Origin of the sequence: Saccharopolyspora rosea (assembly GCF_025643595.1) — a bacterium.
Classification (GTDB): Bacteria; Actinomycetota; Actinomycetes; order Mycobacteriales; family Pseudonocardiaceae; genus Saccharopolyspora; species Saccharopolyspora rosea.
The window spans coordinates 4,864,502-4,883,466 of record NZ_CP102826.1; the positions used below are offsets into that span (position 1 = coordinate 4,864,502).

Below are 18,965 nucleotides of genomic sequence, written 5' to 3' on the forward strand. Positions count from 1 at the left end.
GCGGTCCGTGAACGGAATTCCTCACGCATCGTGGCAGCGCTGTGATGAGCGTTACCCGATCGGGGCGCGGAAATGACCGGAGGTTTTACAAACACGAAACGCGGTCATCGGTCCAGCACCCGGTAGTGGTACCGGTGCGACTCGACGAAACCGGCCCGCTCGTACAACCGCCGCGCGCCCGCGTTGCCCGCCTCGACCTGCAACAGCGCCGCGTCGACCCGCACCGCGCCGTCGCACCGGCTCGCCCACCGCACGCCGTGGCCCAGCACTGCCCTCGCCACGCCCCGGCGGCGCCAGTCCGGGTGCGTCGCCATCCCGTAGACCGCGCACCACCGGCCGGTCACCGCGAACACGCCCACGCCGACCGGCGCCCCACCGCTCGTGGCGGTCGCGAAGCGCACCGGCTGCGGGATCCGGTCCAGGCTCGGCTCCGGCCGTCCACCGACCGCCGCGCACGCCGCCAGCCACCGCTCGTCCGGCCGCTCGTCGAGCCGGACCTCGAACCGCCCCGCGGGCGGCGGCACGTCCGCGACCTCGGCGCGCATCAGCGCGGTCGGGGCCACCGCGCGGTAGCCCCGGGCGCCCAGGAACCGGTCCAGCTCGCCGTGCCACTCCAGCGGGCTGACCTGGATGATCGTCCGCGCCCCGCGGGCGGCGTAGAACTCCTCGACCCGCTCGACCGCCCGCTGCGGGTGGTCGACGACGGCGGGCGGCAGCGCGGAGTTCGAGCGCCTGCGGTGCAGCAGGTCGCAGTGCCGCAGCAACCACCCGTCCACGTGCTCGACCGCCGTGGCGGGCCAGGTCGCCGCGGCGGCGCGCTCGATCTCCCGCACGGGACCGGTCTCGCCGGGCACCGCGCAGCGGCGGGCCGTCACCGCTCGTCGGTGCGGAACGCCGGGTAGCGCATCAGGTGCAGCGCCCCGGCGCCGAACCGGTCCACCAGCGCGTCGACCAGCTGCGAGGCGTAGTCGGCGAGGTCGGACATCCCGGCGGCCTCGGCGTCGTCGCGCAGGTGCCGCCACCGGTCCACCAGCGCCGTGCTGCGCCGCGGCGAGGGCATGTGCAGGTCGATCGGCCGGTCCGTCTCGCCCGTGCGCGGCAGGAACCACCAGGTGGACACCCACACCCACAGCAGCTGGGCGTGGAACAGCCGGGGCAGCAGCACCTCGTCGTCGTCCAGCTCCGGCCACACCTCGGCGACCTCCGACCGCCAGGTCGCCAACATGCTCTCGGCGAGGTTGTCCGGCAGCGCGTAGGAGCACCACGACGACGGGAACGGGTACTGCAGGTACGCGGCGTCGAGCGCGACGTCGCGCACGCAACCCCACTCGAAGTCCAGGAACCGCACGCCGGTGCCGGTGACCAGGCTGTTGTCCGGGCAGATGTCCGACGGGCTGAAAGCCCGGTAGCGGCTGGAGTCGAGCAGCTCGGCCGCCTCGGTGAGCCGGTCCAGGACCGGGCGCGGCGTGCTGGTCGACAGCGTCTGCTCCAGCAGGCCGGGCAGTTCGTCGATGGCCCGCACGATGTCGTCGGCCACCGGGTCCGTCCAGGACTTCGCGCCGAGCCGGCGCATCAGCGCGTCGAAGTCGGCCTCGCACCCGGCGGTGGTGCAGTGCAGCCGACCGAGCGCCCGGGCCCACGCCAGCAGGGCGCGCTCGGCGACCCGGGGGTCGTCGGCGAACAGCACGTCGGCCAGCGTGGAACCGCGGCCCAGATCTTCGAGGACCAGCACCCGCTCGCCCGCGTCGTGCGCGATCAGCTCCGGTCCCACCCGGGCCTCCGGCGGGAGCGCGGTGGTGAGCTGGCAGCTCGCGGCCTCGTGCGCGAACGGGTCGGAACGGGCCTGCTCCGGGCAGGCGCCGTAGTGCTTGACCACGAGGGTGCGCGGCAGCTCGAACGGCGACTCGGCGACCCTCACCCGCATCACGACCGAACGGTCGCTGCCACCGAGGTCCTCGGCATCGGCTAGCCGAACCGGAGCTCCCGTCCGCTTGCTGAGCACGGCTTCCGCGGTACCGACGGTGTCGGTCACCTCGGAGCTCGCCGGGACGCGAACCTCCGGGGGGCCGGTGGTGATCTCCACGCTCATCGTCTCCAGACACTACCCCCACAACGTGAACCCGAACGGGCATGACCGGTCAAGTGACACACAACTGGTTAGCACCCGTAACCGCTGCGTGTCCGCCGTGCGGAGCCGACGGTCATGCTCGTCCCACATGGGATGTACCCATCCCCCAGAGCGTGACGGAACTCGGCGACGCTCGCGTTGCATCGCGGCGAAAACCCGACCACGCCCGATCGCCGAACGTCACAACAGTTCGCGGGTGGGAACTCGATCGCGCGACCCGGAACGGCGGCGGCGCACCACCAGGACCGCGGCCGCCGCCGTCACGATGCCCAGCAGGTTCACCGCGAGCTGCGCGGTCGACCCCAGGCACTGCCACCAGTCCCCCAGCGTCGCCGCCACCACCGCGTACCCGGCGGCGGGCACGGTCGTCACGGAGATGAACACGCCCACCAGCACGGCCGACTTCGCCGAGGTCAGCGACAGCATGCCCGCCGCGCCCGCGAGCAGCGCGACGATCAGCGAGGACCAGCCGACGTGGTAGATGAACGACACCTGGCTCTGCGCGGGCAGCGCCCGCAGTTCGAGCAGACCGGTCCACTCGGCCGCGAACGCGGCCACCCCGGTCACGGCCATGGCCACCGGGAATCCCACCGCGAGCGCGGCCAGCGCCCGCCGCACCAGCAACCAGCGGCGCGCCACCAGGCCGACCGCCAGCGCCGCCAGCGGGCCGAACTCGGGGCCGACGACCATCGCGCCCACGATCGTGATCGGCGAGTCGGTCACCACGCCGATCGCGGCGAGCACGCAGGCGATCGACAGGAACGCCAGGAACGTGCCACCGAGCCGGGACTCCTCGCCGGTGCGGGCGACCAGCTCGTCCCACACCACGGCGTCGTCGGGCTCCCCGGGCACCGCCGCCTCGGCGCGCTCCCCGGCCGCCGACAGCGTCGTGCCCGCATCGGTGAGCACCACCGCGCCGGCCCGCGCGAGGTCGGTCGCGTCGATCGCGTCGAGCACCGCGTCGGCGGACGCCCGCGTCAGGTACGCCTCGACGACGTCACCTTCGGGTTCCAGCGCGGCACCGCGCGAGACGACCACGTGCGCCACGCCGGGATCGGCGCGCACGGCGCGGAGCACGTGGTCGGTGCGCTCGGGAGGGCAGAGGACCCGCAGCTGCAGCACGAGGGCGCGGGTCAGCCCTGCTTCTCGACCACGGTCTGCGGCTGGAGCGAGATGCCCTCGGTGGCCTTGGTGGCCGCGGGCTTGGCGTCCACCCCGGCCTCCTTGCGCTGCTCGGCGGTGATCGGCGCGGGCGCACCGGTCAGCGGGTCGTAGCCGCCGCCGCTCTTGGGGAACGCGATCACGTCGCGCAGCGAGGCGGCACCGGCCAGCAGCATGCAGATCCGGTCCCAGCCGAAGGCGATGCCGCCGTGCGGCGGCGGGCCGTACTTGAACGCCTCCAGCAGGAAGCCGAACTTCTCCTGCGCCTGCTCGTCGGAGATGCCCAGCACGTTGAACACCCGCCGCTGGACGTCCGAGCGGTGCACGCGGATCGACCCGCCGCCGATCTCGTTGCCGTTGCAGACGATGTCGTAGGCGCAGGCCAGCGCGCTCTCCGGGTCCTGGTCGAAGGTGTCGGCCCACTCCGCGTTCGGCGCGGTGAACGGGTGGTGCACCGCGGTCCACCGGCCGGTGCCGACCGCGACGTCCTCGGTCTCGCTGACCGGCTCGAACATCGGCGCGTCCACGACCCAGACGAACGACCACGCGTCGTGGTCGATCAGGCCGCAGTGCTCCCCGATCTCCAGCCGCGCGGCACCGAGCAGCGCGCGGGCCGAGGACCGCTCGCCGGCGGCGAAGAACACGCAGTCGCCCGGGTTGGCGCCGACGGCCTTGGCCAGGCCCTCGCGCTCGGCCTCCGACAGGTTCTTGGCGACCGGGCCGGACAGCGTCCCGTCCTCGCCGACGAGCACGTAGGCCAGGCCCTTGGCACCGCGCTGCTTGGCCCAGTCCTGCCAGGCGTCGAGCTGGCGGCGGGGCTGGTCGGCACCACCGGGCATGACGACCGCGCCGACGTACGGCGCCTGGAACACCCGGAACGGGGTGTCGGCGAAGTACTCGGTCATCTCGGTCAGTTCGAGACCGAAGCGCAGGTCGGGCTTGTCCGTGCCGTACTTGGCCATCGCGTCGGCGTAGGTCATCCGCGGCACCGGCCGCGGGATCTCGTACCCGGCCAGCCCGCTCCACAGCGACGCCAGGATCTGCTCGCCGAGCTCGATCACGTCGTCCTGCTCGACGAAGCTCATCTCGATGTCGAGCTGGGTGAACTCGGGCTGGCGGTCGGCGCGGAAGTCCTCGTCGCGGTAGCAGCGCGCGATCTGGAAGTAGCGCTCCAGGCCGCCGACCATGAGCAGCTGCTTGAACAGCTGCGGGGACTGCGGCAGCGCGTACCAGTTGCCCGGCTGGAGGCGGGCGGGGATGAGGAAGTCGCGGGCGCCCTCCGGCGTCGAGCGCGTCATGGTCGGCGTCTCGACCTCGACGAAGTCGCGCCCGTGCAAAACCTCGCGCGCGATCCGGTTGATCTCGCTGCGCATCCGCATGATCCGCGCGGGCTCGGCGCGCCGCAGGTCCAGGTAGCGGTGCTTGAGGCGGATCTCCTCGCCGACCTCCAGGTGCTCGTCCAGCGGGAACGGCAGCGGCGCGGCCTCGGACAGCACCTCCAGGTCGGTGGCGGTGACCTCGATCTCGCCGGTGGCGATCTCGGGGTTCTCGTTGCCCTCCGGGCGCCGCACGACCTCACCGGTGACCCGGACGCAGAACTCGGCGCGCAGCCGGTGCGCGCGCTCGGCCATCTCGCCCTCGCGGAACACGACCTGGGAGACGCCCGAGGCGTCGCGCAGATCGATGAAGATCACGCCACCGTGATCGCGACGGCGCGCCACCCAGCCCGTGAGGGTGACGGTCTGCCCGGCATGACCGGCGCGGAGCGATCCGGCCTCGTGCGTGCGCATCACGGGTTCTCAGGCTCCTCTTCGACGTGGACTGCGGCACTTGGCGATGTTGCGGGCGTCCTCGACGCGACGCGCCCGCCGGTGTGGGCACAGCAGCTCGGACGCAGGACAACAAGGCTAGCCAACGAGCGGCGGGCGGCGTCCACCAGGCTCGCCCGGCGGCGGCCGACGGGTGCGGCGGTCCCAACGACCGGACACCAAATGGTCGATACCAATTCGCCGACCGGCGTTCCACAATTCAGCTGTTTCGTATCACGTTCAACGAACAGGTGGGCGTTGCCGACGAGTTCGAGCAACGGTTCATCGCCAGCTTAAGTTCGGCGCAGATCCGCCTTAAGTATGAGAAGGGATCTGGAATTCGGTCGTTGCAGACGGTAGATCCACTGATTAGGTTAAGTTCGAACTCGGCGGACACGAGGAGTAACGATGACCGGCCCGAAGACCGCGGACCGCCCGACCACCCGCACGACCGTCCGCGCCCCGGCGCAACGGGAGAACGCGCTGTCGGCCGAGCTCTCCGAACTGCTGCGCACCGGACCGTTCGAGGCAGCGCTGCGCGCGGCGATCCGGGCCAGCCGGTTGAGCCTGGAACGCATCCAGCACCGCCTGCGCGCTCGCGGCACCCCGGTGAGCATCACCGCCCTCAGCTACTGGCAGTCCGGTCGGCGCCGCCCCGAGCGCCCGGACTCGCTGCTGGCGCTGCAACAGCTGGAGCAGGTCCTCGGCGTCCCGGCCGGGTCGCTGTCGGCGCTGCTCGGACCGCCGCGCCCGCGCGGGCGCACCCGGCAGGCCCCGGCGGACACCCCACCGCTGAGCGCGCTGTGGTCGGAGAACGAGTCGGCGGCGGAACTGCTCACCAAGATCGACACCAGCCACGACAGCAAGCTGACCCGGTTGAGCCACCACGACGTGGTGCACGTCGACCAGCGCGGCGAGCTGCGCAAGATCCGGACCCGCAAGCTGGTGCGCGCCGAGGCCAACGACGTGGACCGGTGGGTGATCATGTTCGACGGGGCCTCGTCGAACGAGACGCCGCCGATCATCCGGCCGATCCGCTCGTGCCGCCTGGGGCAGGTGCTCACCGACCACGCCCGCGACCTGGTCGTGGCGGAGCTGCTGTTCGACCGCCCGCTGGCCCGCGGCGAGACGCTGCTGCTGGAGTACGAGATCATCGACCCGCCGACGGGCGCGGACGAGGGCGACCACACCTTCTGCCGCCTGTTCCGGCTGCCAGTGCGGCAGTACGTGCTGGAGCTGCAGTTCGACCCGGCGCACCCGCCGGCGCGCTGCATGAGCTACGTCGGCGACTCGGCCTGCAACGAGACCGAACCTCCCAAACCGCTCACGGTCGACCGCTTCGGGCGCACGCACGCCGTGGCACTGGACTTCGGCATGGGAGTGTTCGGCGTGCGCTGGGATCCCGAGGAGGACCTCGGCGAGCACAGCGCACCGGCTCGCATCACCGCACGTTAACCCGTTCGAACAGCAGATCGCTACACAGCGTGACGACCCTGTTCGATACCACCCCGGCCGGAACAGCGGGCGAACAGTCGCTGATGGTTCACATTTCCGAAACATCAGCGGCGATTCGCCGACACTTCAAGAAAACGATTTCCCTCCCTTTCTAACGAAAATCATTTGCAATTCAGCGCCTTTTCACCGCGCCTCACAGCAAACTGAGCTGGCGCACTCCGTCCGCCTCGGACGCGCTTTCCGCGGTCTCCACCTCCCGGAAGCGCTCGGCGCGCGGTGGCCCGGCCATCCCGTGGCGGCGCTTCGCCTCGGCCACCCGGTCGAGTACCTCCCGCTGGTACGACTTCGGCAGGTACGACCCCTCCCGGTACAGCCGCGCGTACATCCGCACCAGTTCCGGGTGCTCCCGCTGCAACCACGCCCGGTACCACTCCCGCGCCCCCGGCCGCAGGTGCAGCACCAGCGGCGTCACGTTCGCGGCCCCCGCTGCCGCCAGCTCCCGCACGGTCTCGTCGATCTGCTCCGGCGAATCGCTGAGGCCCGGCAGGATCGGCGCCATCAACACCGAACACCCGACCCCGACGTCGGCGAACCGACGCACCACGTCCAACCGCCGCCGCGGCGACGGCGTGCCGGGCTCGACGGCCCGCCACAACCGCTCGTCGACCGACCCCACCGACACCGCCACCGACACGTCGCTCACCTCAGCCGCCTGCGAGATCAGGTCCACGTCCCGCAGGATCAACGTCCCCTTGGTCAGGATCGAGAACGGATTCGCCCGATCCCGCAGCGCCGCGATGATCTCCCGCATCAGCCGGTAACGCCCCTCCGCGCGCTGGTAGGGATCGGTGTTCGTGCCCATCGCGATCGCCTCACCGGCCCACCGCGGACTCGCCAGCTCCCTGCGCAACAACGCCCCGGCGTTGACCTTCACCACGATCTTGCTGTCGAAATCATGGCCCGCATCCAGGTCCAAATACGTGTGCGTGCGCCTTGCGAAGCAATAGATGCACGCATGGCTGCATCCTCTGTAAGGATTCACCGTCCACCGGAACGGCACGGGCGACGCCCCGGGCACCCGGTTGATGATCGACTTCGCGTGCACCTCGATCGCGTAGGCGTCCGCCGTGCCTGCCTCGATCGGCACCGGCTCCGGCATCCGCAGGCCGGCGCGGCCGCTCCCCCGCTCCGCGGCGGCCTCCGGCAGGTCCAAGGGCAGCTCCGGGGCACTCCCCGGCGCCGTCACCCGTTGCTGCTCCCATCGCATGGTTCGATTCGAACACAGTTTCGAGATCAAGTCGAGCGCTACCAGCCGAACGAGTGATGCCCGCCACCGGGAGGAGCGCACCGCCCGGGAAACCCCGCGCCACGGGCCCCTGCCGGGGGTTCCCGGATGGTGCGTTCCCCATAATTGGCGGGTGATCGAGCGCCGGGCGGAGTCAGGAGGTCCTGCGGGGCGTCGGCGCCCGGAGCCGACCGGGCACGGCCATGGACACGGGCACGGTCACGACCACCGCAGCGCGCCGGCATCGCGGCAGGTCAAGGTCGTGCTCGCGGTGGCGCTGGCGCCCTTCGCGATCGCCGCGCTCGTCGGCGTCCTGGTGCTCTACCCGTTCGGGCACCACCAGCGCAGCGGTGCCGATCTCGGGTTCGGGCAGCAGCCGGTGAACGCCGAGGTGGTGGCCGCGGCGGCGAGCCCGTGCACCCGCGGCGGCCCGGCCGCGGACGGCTGCGTCGCGTTGCGGGTGACGTTGCAGGACGGTCCGGCGGCGGGCCGGACCATCGAGCAGGTGGTGCCCACCGACCCGAGCACGCCGCGATTCGCCGTCGGCGACGACGTGGTGCTCAGCTACACCGGCGGCAGCACCACCGACCCGGCGTCGTACCAGGTCGTCGACTACCAGCGCGGCGGTCCGCTGCTGGTGCTGGCGCTGGTGTTCGCCGCCGCGGTGCTCGTGCTCGGGCGCTGGCAGGGGTTCGCGGCGCTCGTCGCGCTGGGGCTGAGCTTCGTGGTGCTGGTCGGGTTCGTGCTCCCGGCGATCCTCGCCGGGGAGGACCCGCTGCTGGTCGCGGTCGTCGGCGCCGGGCTGATCATGTTCGCGGTGCTGTACCTGACGCACGGCTTCTCCGCTCGCACCTCGACGGCGGTGCTCGGCACGCTGCTGAGCCTGGGGCTGATCGGCCTGCTCAGCGCCCTGTTCGCGGCGTGGACCCGGCTCACCGGGCTCGACGAGGACACCGCCAGCCTCATCGGCGCGCTGGGCACTCCGATCGACGCGCGCGGCCTGCTGCTGGCCGGGGTCGTCATCGGCGCGCTCGGCGTCCTCGACGACGTGACCGTCACCCAGACCAGCGCGGTGTGGGAACTGCGCCGGGCCAACCCGGCGCTGTCCTGGCGGCGGCTCTACCTCGCCGGGCTGCGCATCGGCCGCGACCACGTGTCGTCCGCGGTCAACACGCTCGTGCTGGCCTACGCGGGCGCCGCGCTCCCGCTGCTGCTCGCCTACTCGCTGTCCGGCCGCGGGTTCGGCGAGATCGTCGGTTCGCAGGCCGTGGCCCAGGAAGTGGTGCGCACCCTCGTCGGCAGCATCGGACTGGTCGCGGCCGTGCCGATCACGACCGCCATCGCCGCCGCGGTGGCGGTCCGGGAGACCCCGGAACCGGTGACCACCGACGACTCGGTCGCCACCCGCGTGCGCCGGGCCGTCGCGACCGGCGCGACGACCGCGACGGTGTTCCGGGACGAGCTCAGCGGTCCAACGCGGCGACGAACCGGGCCACGGCGTCCGGGCTGAGCTTCTGCGCCATCCGCCCCTGCGGCGCCAGCGACGCCAGCCGGTACAGCGGCCGGTCCGGCGGGGCGTCGCCGCGGGCCTCGGCCCGCAGCTGCGCCACGATCAGCTCGGACAGCACCAGCGACCGCGTGTCGGGCGCGGTCGCCAGCGCGTCCGCGAGGCGGCGCAGCGCGTAGACGCCGAGCTCGCGGCCCCCGGTCCCCGCGTACATCGCGAGCGCGACGCTGATCGCCCTGCCCTGGGGCGGCCCGGCGACCAGCAGGTTCACCGTCCGCGCGCCGCGCATGTCGGTGACGAAGACCTCCAGCCGCTCGGCGGTGCGCAGGTCGACCACGCGGGTCCCGAGCGCGCGCGCCGAGACCTCCGTCCCGCTCAGCCGCAACGTCTTGCGCGACTCGGTCCAGGCCAGCAGCACCAGCGGCAGCCCGACGGCCGCGACGGTGCTGCCGAACCCCACCGGACCGGCGAACAGCCCGACCACCCCGCCCAGCGCGGCGGCCACCACCAGACCGGCGATCGCCACGTTGCGGCCGCGGGTGCGAACCGTCGCGCGGTCCAGCAGGTCCAGCGGGACGGGTTCGTCCGAACTCATCGCACGGCCTCGACCACCCGGTCGACCAGCTCGTCCAGTCCGACGGCGCGCTGCTCGCCGGAGGCCAGTTCCTTCAGCTGCGCGGTGCCCGCCTCCAGGTCGCGCTCGCCGAGGACCAGCGCGAACCGCGCACCGGACCGGTCGGCGGCCTTCATCGCACCCTTGAGGCCCTTCCCGCCGTAGGACAGGTCCACCCGGACTCCCGCGGCGCGCAGCGCGCCCGCGGTGGCGACGAGCCGCCGCTTGGCGGCCTCGCCCAGCGGCACGCAGTAGACGTCGCAACGCGCCTGGTCCCCGACGGCGAGTCCCTCGACCTGGCAGGCCAGCAGCGTGCGGTCGACACCGAGCCCGAAGCCGATGCCGGACAGCTCCTGACCGCCGAGCTCGGCCATCAGCCCGTCGTAGCGGCCGCCGCCGCCGATACCGGACTGCGCGCCGAGCCCGTCGTGCACGAACTCGAAGGTGGTCTTGGTGTAGTAGTCCAGGCCGCGCACCATCCGGGGGTTCTCGGTGAACGCCACGCCCAGGTCGGCGAGGTGCTCCTTGACCTGCTCGTAGTGCTCCTGGGCCGCCGTGGACAGGTGGTCGACCATCAGCGGCGCGTCCGCGACCAGTTCCCGGACCTCGGGGCGCTTGTCGTCGAGCACCCGCAGCGGGTTGAGCTCCACCCGGCGGCGGGTCTCGTCGTCCAGCGGCAGCCCGCGCAGGAACTCCTGCAGCTTGGCCCGGTAGGCGGGGCGGCAGGTGGCGTCGCCCAACGACGTGAGCTCGATGCGGTGCCCGCTGAGGCCGAGCCGCCGGTAGCCCTCGTCGGCGATGGCGATCACCTCGGCGTCCAGCGCCGGGTCGTCGACGCCGATCGCCTCGACGCCGACCTGCTGCAACTGGCGGTAACGGCCCGCCTGGGGCCGCTCGTAGCGGAAGAACGCGCCGCCGTAGTACAGCTTGACCGGCAGCTGGCTGCGGTCCAGGCCGTGCTCGATCACCGAGCGCATGACGCCCGCGGTGCCCTCCGGGCGCAGCGTCACCGACCGTCCCCCGCGGTCGGCGAAGGTGTACATCTCCTTGGTCACGACGTCGGTGGACTCGCCGACGCCCCGGGCGAACAGCGCGGTGTCCTCGAACAGCGGCAGCTCGATGTAGCCGTAACCGGCGCGGCGGGCCGCGTCGGCCAAGGTGTCGCGGACCGCCAGGAAACCGGCCGACTCCGGCGGGAAGTACTCGGGGATGCCCTTGGGGGCGTTGAACGTGTTCATCGGTGCTGGTGTCAGTCCTCGTCAGGAAAGGGCGTCGGTCGCGGGCAGGCCCTGCAGGAACGGGTTGCCGGCGCGCTCGCGCCCGATGGTGGTGGTCGGTCCGTGGCCCGGCAGCACGACGACGTCGTCGTCCAGCGGCAGCACCCTGCTGCGCAGCGACTCCATCATCTGCTCGTGGTCACCGCCGGGCAGGTCGGTGCGCCCGATGGCGCCGGCGAAGAGGGTGTCGCCGGACAGCAGCAGCCGCCCGCCCTCGTCGGCCTCGACGCCGAACAGCACCGACCCGCTGGTATGGCCCGGGGTGTGCGTGACGTCGAAGCGCAGCCCGGCGGCCTCCACGACGGCGCCGTCGGCCAGCTCTCGAACGTCCTCCGGCGCGTCCATCGACGGACCGTCGCCGAACAGCTGACGCCCGGCCGGACCGAGCGCCGCGCCCGGGTCGGTGAGCATGTACCGGTCGGCCGGGTGGATCCAGGCGGGCACGTCGTGGGTCCGGCACACGTGCGCGGCCGAGAAGACGTGGTCGAAGTGCCCGTGCGTGAGCAGCACGGCCGCGGGCGTCAGCCGGTACTTGCCGAGCTGCTCGTCGAGCGTGGAGACCGCCTCCTGACCTGGGTCGACGACCACGCACGGCGCACCCTCCGCGCTGGCGAGCACGTAGCAGTTCGCCTGCAGCGGTCCGGCCGGGAAACCGAGCACAAGCACGAATCGGCACCTTTCGTCGGGCGAAAGCGGTGGCCCGGCGGCGTCGGCCGGGCCACACCAGGTTATCGTCCCCGGGCGCGGCGCCCGCGCCGCGTCGCGACTCTCAGCTTCACGTTCCGCGGCACCCCATAAACTCCCGGCGACGACGAAGATTTCGCGCACTTCGGGGAGGAGCAGGTGCCCAGCAACGAGCAACGCCGCCAGGCTGCCAAGCGGAAGCTGGAACGTCAGCTGCAGCGGCGGGCCGAGCAGGCCAAGCGGCGCCGGATGATCACCATCGGCACCGCGATCGTCGTGGTCGCGGCGGTCGTGGTCGGCGTCTTCTACGTCACCAGGAGCGGTGAGCAGCCCTCGTCGGCCTCGCCGGAACAGGGCCCCCAGACCAGCTCCGGTCCCTGCGCGTACACCGGGACGCCGGGTGAGCCCGCCGCCAAGCCGGTCGGGATGCCTCCGGACCCGAACCCCACCCCGGCCGGTGGCGTCGCGCACGTCACGATGGACACCAGCCAGGGCGCGATCCCGCTGACCCTGGACCGCGCGAAGGCGCCGTGCACGGTGCAGAGCTTCCAGCACCTGGTGCAGGCCAAGTTCTTCGACAACACCGACTGCCACCGGCTCACCACGACCGAGGGCCTGAAGGTGCTGCAGTGCGGTGACCCGACCGCCAGTGGCCGCGGTGGTCCGGGCTACTCGATCAAGGACGAACCGCCGAAGGGCCTCGCCCCGGCCCCGGCGCCCTACGACCAGGGCGGCGCGGTGGTCTACCCGCGCGGCACGCTCGCGATGGCCAAGTCGCCGGCCCCCAACAGCGGCGGCAGCCAGTTCTTCATGGTCTACGGCGACTCCTACCTGCCGCCGCAGTACACGGCGTTCGGCACCATCGGCGAGGACGGCCTGAAGGTGCTCGACAAGGTCGCCGCCGCGGGCGCGCAGCAGGGCGAGATGGGCCCCGGTGACGGCAAGCCGAACCTGCCGGTGCACATCAACACCGCGTCCAGCTCGGCCTGACAGTCCCTCGTGGAACTCGTCGTGCGTAGCGGTGCCGGTGGCGAAACCACTGGCCGAACAGCGAAAGCCGGCGCACGACGAACGCGAACCGAGGGCCCCGCCGGAGTCCGGCGGGGCCCTCGCCGTTCCACAGTGGATCCGATGTGGACGGTTCAGGTCGCCGAGGTGACGCGGTAGACGTCGTAGACGCCCTCGATGTTGCGGACCGCCTTGAGCACGTGGCCGAGGTGCTTCGGGTCACCCATCTCGAACGAGAAGCGGCTCACCGCCACCCGGTCCTTCGAGGTCGTGACCGAGGCGGACAGGATGTTCACCCGCTCGTCGGCCAGCACCTTCGTGACGTCGGAGAGCAGCCGGTGCCGGTCCAGCGCCTCCACCTGGATCGCGACCAGGAACACCGAGGACGCCGACGGCGCCCAGTAGACCTCGACCAGCCGCTCCGGCGTCCTGCGCAGGTCGTCGGCGTTGGTGCAGTCGGTGCGGTGCACGCTCACCCAGCCGCCCCGGGTGACGAAGCCGAGGATCTCGTCGCCGGGCACCGGCGTGCAGCAGCGGGCCAGCTTCGCCCACACGTCCCCGGCGTCCTTGACGACCACCCCGGAGTCGCCGCTGGCGCGGCGCCGGCCCTGCAGCGTGGACGGCGTGGAGCGCTCGGCGACCTCGTCGGCGGCCTGCTCCGGACCACCGATCAACGCCACCAGCCGCTGCACCAGGTGCTGCGCCGACAGCTGCCGCTCGCCGACCGCCGCGTACAGCGCGGTGACGTCGACGTAGTGCAGTTCGCGCGCGACCGCGCCGAGCGTCTCCGCGGACACCAGCCGCTGCACCGGCAGACCCAGCCGCCGGATCTCCTTGGCGATCGCGTCCTTGCCGGACTCGATGGCCTCCTCGCGGCGCTCCTTGGCGAACCACTGCTTGATCTTGGTCTTGGCGCGCGGCGAGGCGACGAACGACAACCAGTCCCGGCTCGGCCCGGCTCCCTCCGCCTTGGAGGTGAAGATCTCGACGACCTCGCCGTTCTCCAGCTTGCGCTCCAGCGCCACCAGTCGTCCGTTGACGCGGGCGCCGATGCAGCGGTGCCCGACCTCGGTGTGCACCGCGTAGGCGAAGTCGACCGGCGTGGACCCGGACGGCAACGTGATCACATCGCCCTTCGGGGTGAACACGAAGATCTCGCGGGTCGCCAGGTCGTAGCGCAGCGACTCCAGGAACTCACCCGGGTCGGCGGCCTCCCGCTGCCAGTCGAGCAGCTGGCGCATCCACGCCATCTCGTCGACCTCGACGGCCGACTGGCCGCCGGAGCCGTTGCGGCCCCGGGTCTCCTTGTACCGCCAATGCGCCGCGATGCCGTACTCCGCGGTGCGGTGCATCTCGTGGGTGCGGATCTGCACTTCCAACGGCTTGCCCTCCGGGCCGATCACCGTGGTGTGCAGCGACTGGTAGACGCCGAAGCGCGGCTGCGCGATGTAGTCCTTGAACCGGCCGGGCATCGGCTGCCACAGCGCGTGCACCACGCCCATCGCCGCGTAGCAGTCGCGCACCTCGTCGACCAGGATCCGCACCCCGACCAGGTCGTGGATGTCGTCGAAGTCCCGGCCGCGCACGATCATCTTCTGGTGGATCGAGTAGTAGTGCTTCGGCCTGCCCTCGACCTTGGCCGCCAGCCGGGCGGTCTCCAGCTGCGTGGACAGCTCGTCGATGACGGTGCGCAGGTAGGTGTCGCGCGACGGCGCGCGGTTGGCGACCAGCCGGACGATCTCGTCGTACTTCTTGGGTTGCAGGATGGCGAACGCCAGGTCCTCCAACTCCCACTTGATCGTGGCCATCCCGAGGCGGTGCGCCAAGGGGGCCAGCACCTCAAGCGTCTCGCGCGCCTTGCGGGCCTGCTTCTCCGGCGGCAGGAACCGCATGGTCCGCATGTTGTGCAGCCGGTCCGCGAGCTTGATCACCAGCACCCGCGGGTCGCGGGCCATCGCAATGATCATCTTGCGGATGGTCTCGGCCTCCGCCGCGGCGCCGAGCTTGACCTTGTCCAGCTTGGTCACGCCGTCGACCAGGTGCGCCACCTCGTCGCCGAAGTCCTCGCGCAGCCGGTCCAGGGAGTACTCGGTGTCCTCGACGGTGTCGTGCAGCAGCCCGGCGACCAGCGTGGTGGTGTCCATGCCGAGCTCGGCGAGGATGGTCGCCACCGCCAGCGGGTGCGTGATGTACGGATCACCGGATTTTCGCCGCTGGTCTTGGTGCTTGTCCTCGGCCACGTCGTAGGCGCGCTGCAACAGCCCCAGATCGGCTTGCGGGTGCAGCTCGCGGTGCACCGCGGCGAGCGGTTCGAGGACGGGCTTGACGTGCGCGGCGCGCTGCGCGGTGATGCGCCTGGCCAGACGCGCGCGGACCCGACGAGTCGCCGAGGCCGGACGCGGCTGCGCGGCCTCTTCCGAAGAGGGGGACTCGACGTGTTGGCTCACCGCACGCTCCCGGGCACTCGGGGTCACTCGCGTCCCAGGTCTGTGAGTCAGAACCCGGACACCGAGAATAACGCCATCCGGGCGATCGACCTTCCTCGGTGGGGGTGTGAAACGGCCAGCGGTCGCTGCCGACCGAGCAGCGTCCCTCCGGAGTTCGGTCGGACCGATCACCGGTCAGTCCGAGCGTGGCCCGGTTCACACCTGCAGCAGCGCGCGCACCTTCTCGCCGAGGATCTTGTCCCGCCCCTCCAGGGCGGTGAGTTCCAGCACCACCGCGGCCGCAGCCACGTCGGCGCCCGCCTGGCGCACCAGGCGGCACGCGGCGCCGAGGGTGCCACCGGTCGCGAGGACGTCGTCGACGACGAGGACCCGCTGCCCGGGCCGGAGGGTCTCGGCGGGGAGTTCGAGGGTGGCCCGCCCGTACTCCAGGCTGTACTCGATGCGGTCGGCGACCACCGGCAGCTTGCCGGGCTTGCGCAGCCCGATCACACCGGTGCCGAAGGCGTGGGCGACGGCGGCACCGACCAGGAAGCCCCGGGCCTCGACCCCGGCCACCACGTCGAAGTCGAAGTCCCGCCCGAGGGCGGAGACCACGGCGTTCAGCGCCGGGCCGTCGGCCAGCATCGGGCTGATGTCGCGGAACAGCACCCCGGGCTCCGGGAAGTCGGGCACCTCCCGGACCAGCCGGGCGGCCTCCCGCAGCGCCTCGTCGGCGACGTCGCCGACGCGCAGTCCGTCGGCGCTCATCGGCGCTTCTTCCCCGACGGCTTGCCGGACGGCTTGCCCGCGGGCTTGCCGGACCGGCCGGAGGGGCGGTTGGCGCGCCGCGCGGCACCGCCGCCGGACGTGGCGGCCGACCCGGCCGCCACCGGCTCCTCCGGCTCGTCCGCGGCCTTGGCCGCCGCCTTCTCCCGGCGCTGCCGCACCTTGGCGGCGTGGTCGCGGTACTTCGGCTCGCGCATCTTCAGGTCCACCAGCAGCGGGGTGGCCAGGAAGATCGACGACACGACACCGGCGATCATGCCGACCAGCTGCACCAGCGCCAGGTCCTCAAGGACCCCGACGCCGAGCAGCCCGGCACCCACGACCAGCAGGCCGATCACCGGCAGCAGCGCGATGACCGAGGTGTTGATCGAGCGCATCAGGGTCTGGTTGACCGCCAGGTTCGCCGCCTCCGGGTAGGTGCGGCGGGTCAGCCCGAGCAGCCCGCGGGTGTTCTCCTTGACCTTGTCGAAGACCACGACCGTGTCGTACAGCGAGAAGCCCAGGATGGTCAGCAGACCGATCACGGTGCTCGGGGTGACCTCGAAGCCGACCAGCGAGTAGATGCCCGCGGTCACCAGGATGTCGTGGAACAGCGCGATCAGCGCCGCCACGGCCATCCACTTCTCGAAGTAGAACCCCAGGAAGACCGTCACGAGCACGAGGAACACCCCGAGCGCGATGAGCGCCTGCCGGGTGATCTCGCCGCCCCAGGTGCCGCTGACCGCGCTGTCGCTGATCACCTGCTGGCTGGGCTTGCCCTGCGCGTCGAGCGGGTGCAGCTCGTCGAACAGCGCCTGCTTGACCTTGCCGACCTCGGCGGAGTTCAGCGACTCGGAGCGGATCTGGATGCTCTGCGATCCGCCGGCGCCCACGATCTGCACGGTCTCGGCGGGGTGGCCCAACGCGTCGCGGAACGCCTGCTGGACCCGGTCGGTCTGGATCGGCCCCTGCGCCCCGACGGAGGGCATCTGGATCTTGGTGCCGCCCTCGAAGTCGATGCCGAGGTTGAAGCCCTTGAACCCCATCGCGCCGATGCACACCAGCACCAGCAGCCCGAGCGCGATGTACCACCGGGAGCGCTTGCCGACGATGTCGAAGGCTCCGGTGCCGGTGTAGAGGCGGTGGAACACGCCCTCGTGGGCGGCGTCGGTACCGGGAGTCGTCACCTTCACGCCTCCTTGGCGGTCGTCGAGCGCTGGGCCTTCTTCTGCGCGGCGCGGTACTTCTCACCGATCCGCTGCACCGCACCCAGCCCGGAGACCGAGGGCCTGGACAGGAACCTGTTCTTGGACGCCATCGCCACCAGCGGGTGCGTCACCAGGAAGACCACGACGAGGTCCAGGACCGTGGACATGCCGAGGGTGAACGCGAAGCCCTTCACCTGTCCGACGGCGAGGACGTAGAGCACCGCGGCGGCCAGGAAGCTCACCGCGTCCGCGGACAGGATGGTGCGCTTGGCGCGGGTCCACGCGCGCGGCACCGCGGAGCGGAACGTGCGCCCCTCCCGGATCTCGTCCTTGAGGCGTTCGAAGAACACGATGAACGAGTCCGCGGTGATGCCGATCGCCACGATGAACCCGGCGACACCGGCCAGGTCGAGGGTGAACCCGACCCACCTGCCGAGCAGCACCAGCACGGCGTAGACCACCCCGCCGGACAGGAACAGCGACAGGATCGTCAGCAGGCCGAGCACCCGGTAGTAGGCCAGGCAGTACACCGCGACGAGGAACAGCCCGATCGCGCCGGCGATCAGACCCGCCTGGAGCGAGGCGACGCCGAGCGTCGCCGACACGGTCTCGGCCTCGGACTGGTCGAACGCCAGCGGCAGCGAGCCGTACTTGAGGATGTTGGCCAGGTCGGTGGCGCTCTGCTGGTTGAACCGGCCGGAGATGCTGGCGTTGCCCGCCAGCAGCGGCTCGTTGATGGACGGCGCGGACACGACTTCGGTGTCCAGCACGAACGCCGCCTGCTTCCCGACGTTGGCGGAGGTGAAGTCGGCCCAGGTCTTCGCCCCGGCGGCCTTGAACTCCAGGTTCACCGTCCACTGCGGGTTCTGCTGGCTCGGCGGCACCGCCTGGGCGTTGGAGATCTCCTTGCCCGCCAGCAGCACCGGTTCCAGCACGTACTTCTCGGTGCCTTCCCGGTTGCAGGTGACCAGCGGCAGCTTCGGGTCGTCGTTGCCGCGCAGCGGATCCTCCGCCTTGCAGTTGAGCGCCTGCAGCGCCTGCGCCTGGACCTGCGGATCGGTGCTCTGCCGCGTCTTCTTGGCCTGCTCGATCGCCTGCTGGCCGTCACCGGGCGGTTGCTGCGCGGGTGCGGCCTGCGGGGCGGTCCCGGCCGGTGCGGGCTGCGCGGGCACCACCTGGCTGACCTTGCGGAAGTTCAGCTCCGCGGTCTGACCGAGCTGTTTGGCCTGCTCACCACCTGCACCGGGCACGGTGATGACCAGGTTCGTACCGTCCCGGGTCACCTCCGAACCGCTGATGCCCATGCCGTTGACCCGGGTCTCGATGATCTGCCGGGCCTGGTCCAACGACTGGCTGCTGGGCGGCTGACCGTTGGGGGTGCGCGCGCTGAGCGTGACCCGAGTGCCGCCCTGCAGGTCGATGCCGAGCTTCGGGTGCGGCTTGCCGTCGCCGGTGAAGAACACCAGCGCGTACAGCGCCACCACGATCAACGCGAAGATCGCGAGATAACGCCCTGGGCGGATTTGCCCGGCCGGAGGTGCCACGGTGCGTCGGTCTCCTGTCCACGGTCTGGTTCGTCAGTGATCGTCCACCGCCGCGCCGGGCGGTGGACGATCACCGGGAATCTGCGGTCCAGTCTG

General features: G+C 71.7%; 15 protein-coding genes. 3 read left to right on the forward strand and 12 right to left on the reverse strand.

From position 1 onward, the window contains the following. Positions 1 to 104 precede the first annotated feature (104 nt). The 4 genes from NV263_RS22595 to aspS all read right to left on the reverse strand — a co-directional run bounded on the left by NV263_RS22595 (position 105) and on the right by aspS (position 5,082). Positions 105 to 875: a GNAT family N-acetyltransferase gene (locus tag NV263_RS22595; RefSeq protein ID WP_263248618.1), complete on the reverse strand. Its 771-nt coding sequence runs from the start codon at positions 873 to 875 to the stop codon at positions 105 to 107. Then, on the reverse strand, positions 872 to 2,089 hold the full coding sequence (locus NV263_RS22600; RefSeq protein WP_263248619.1) for a hypothetical protein: 1,218 nt from the start codon (positions 2,087 to 2,089) through the stop codon (positions 872 to 874). The genes NV263_RS22595 and NV263_RS22600 overlap by 4 nt, the downstream gene beginning before the upstream one ends. Before the next feature lie 219 nt (positions 2,090 to 2,308). Continuing rightward, on the reverse strand, positions 2,309 to 3,250 hold the full coding sequence (locus NV263_RS22605; protein WP_263248620.1) for a DUF389 domain-containing protein: 942 nt from the start codon (positions 3,248 to 3,250) through the stop codon (positions 2,309 to 2,311). A gap of 11 nt (positions 3,251 to 3,261) precedes the next feature. After that, entirely contained in the window at positions 3,262 to 5,082 is a 1,821-nt protein-coding gene (gene aspS / locus NV263_RS22610) for an aspartate--tRNA ligase (protein ID WP_263248621.1), read from the reverse strand. 423 nt (positions 5,083 to 5,505) lie between these two features. On the opposite strand from aspS, the gene NV263_RS22615 reads away from it, so the two are divergent. Continuing rightward, positions 5,506 to 6,552 (forward strand): hypothetical protein, encoded by a 1,047-nt coding sequence (locus NV263_RS22615; RefSeq protein WP_263248622.1) that lies wholly within the window; start codon positions 5,506 to 5,508, stop codon positions 6,550 to 6,552. Positions 6,553 to 6,745: 193 nt separating this feature from the next. Here the strand turns inward: NV263_RS22615 and NV263_RS22620 are convergent, their stop codons facing one another. Further along, a complete protein-coding gene (locus NV263_RS22620; RefSeq protein WP_263248623.1) occupies positions 6,746 to 7,819 on the reverse strand; it encodes an Rv2578c family radical SAM protein in 1,074 nt (357 codons plus the stop codon). Between the two features lie 151 nt (positions 7,820 to 7,970). Here NV263_RS22620 and NV263_RS22625 point away from each other — a divergent pair, with 151 nt between their 5' ends. After that, positions 7,971 to 9,347, forward strand: coding sequence for a YibE/F family protein (locus NV263_RS22625; RefSeq protein ID WP_263248624.1), 1,377 nt, complete (start codon positions 7,971 to 7,973; stop codon positions 9,345 to 9,347). On the opposite strand, the gene NV263_RS22630 is transcribed toward NV263_RS22625, so the two are convergent. From NV263_RS22630 to NV263_RS22640, 3 genes are read right to left on the reverse strand one after another with little or no spacing between them, the layout of a single operon-like run. Next, positions 9,301 to 9,939, reverse strand: coding sequence for a hypothetical protein (locus NV263_RS22630; protein WP_263248625.1), 639 nt, complete (start codon positions 9,937 to 9,939; stop codon positions 9,301 to 9,303). The genes NV263_RS22625 and NV263_RS22630 overlap by 47 nt on opposite strands. Next, entirely contained in the window at positions 9,936 to 11,195 is a 1,260-nt protein-coding gene (gene hisS, locus NV263_RS22635) for a histidine--tRNA ligase (RefSeq protein ID WP_263248626.1), read from the reverse strand. The genes NV263_RS22630 and hisS overlap by 4 nt, the downstream gene beginning before the upstream one ends. A 21-nt stretch (positions 11,196 to 11,216) precedes the next feature. Then, on the reverse strand, positions 11,217 to 11,900 hold the full coding sequence (locus tag NV263_RS22640; RefSeq protein ID WP_263248627.1) for an MBL fold metallo-hydrolase: 684 nt from the start codon (positions 11,898 to 11,900) through the stop codon (positions 11,217 to 11,219). Positions 11,901 to 12,077: 177 nt separating this feature from the next. Here NV263_RS22640 and NV263_RS22645 point away from each other — a divergent pair, with 177 nt between their 5' ends. Further along, positions 12,078 to 12,908 (forward strand): peptidylprolyl isomerase, encoded by an 831-nt coding sequence (locus tag NV263_RS22645; protein ID WP_263248628.1) that lies wholly within the window; start codon positions 12,078 to 12,080, stop codon positions 12,906 to 12,908. Positions 12,909 to 13,060: 152 nt separating this feature from the next. Here the strand turns inward: NV263_RS22645 and NV263_RS22650 are convergent, their stop codons facing one another. From NV263_RS22650 to secD, 4 genes are all read right to left on the reverse strand, one after another. Next, complete coding sequence (locus NV263_RS22650) at positions 13,061 to 15,373, reverse strand: RelA/SpoT family protein (protein ID WP_263248629.1); 2,313 nt, start codon at positions 15,371 to 15,373, stop codon at positions 13,061 to 13,063. Positions 15,374 to 15,568: 195 nt separating this feature from the next. Continuing rightward, complete coding sequence (locus NV263_RS22655) at positions 15,569 to 16,120, reverse strand: adenine phosphoribosyltransferase (protein WP_263248630.1); 552 nt, start codon at positions 16,118 to 16,120, stop codon at positions 15,569 to 15,571. Continuing rightward, on the reverse strand, positions 16,117 to 17,310 hold the full coding sequence (secF, locus tag NV263_RS22660; protein WP_263248631.1) for a protein translocase subunit SecF: 1,194 nt from the start codon (positions 17,308 to 17,310) through the stop codon (positions 16,117 to 16,119). The genes NV263_RS22655 and secF overlap by 4 nt, the downstream gene beginning before the upstream one ends. Next, positions 17,307 to 18,869 carry a protein translocase subunit SecD gene (gene secD, locus NV263_RS22665; RefSeq protein WP_263248632.1) on the reverse strand — a complete coding sequence of 521 codons (1,563 nt, stop codon included), beginning with the start codon at positions 18,867 to 18,869 and terminating at the stop codon, positions 17,307 to 17,309. The genes secF and secD overlap by 4 nt, the downstream gene beginning before the upstream one ends. Positions 18,870 to 18,965 lie beyond the last annotated feature (96 nt).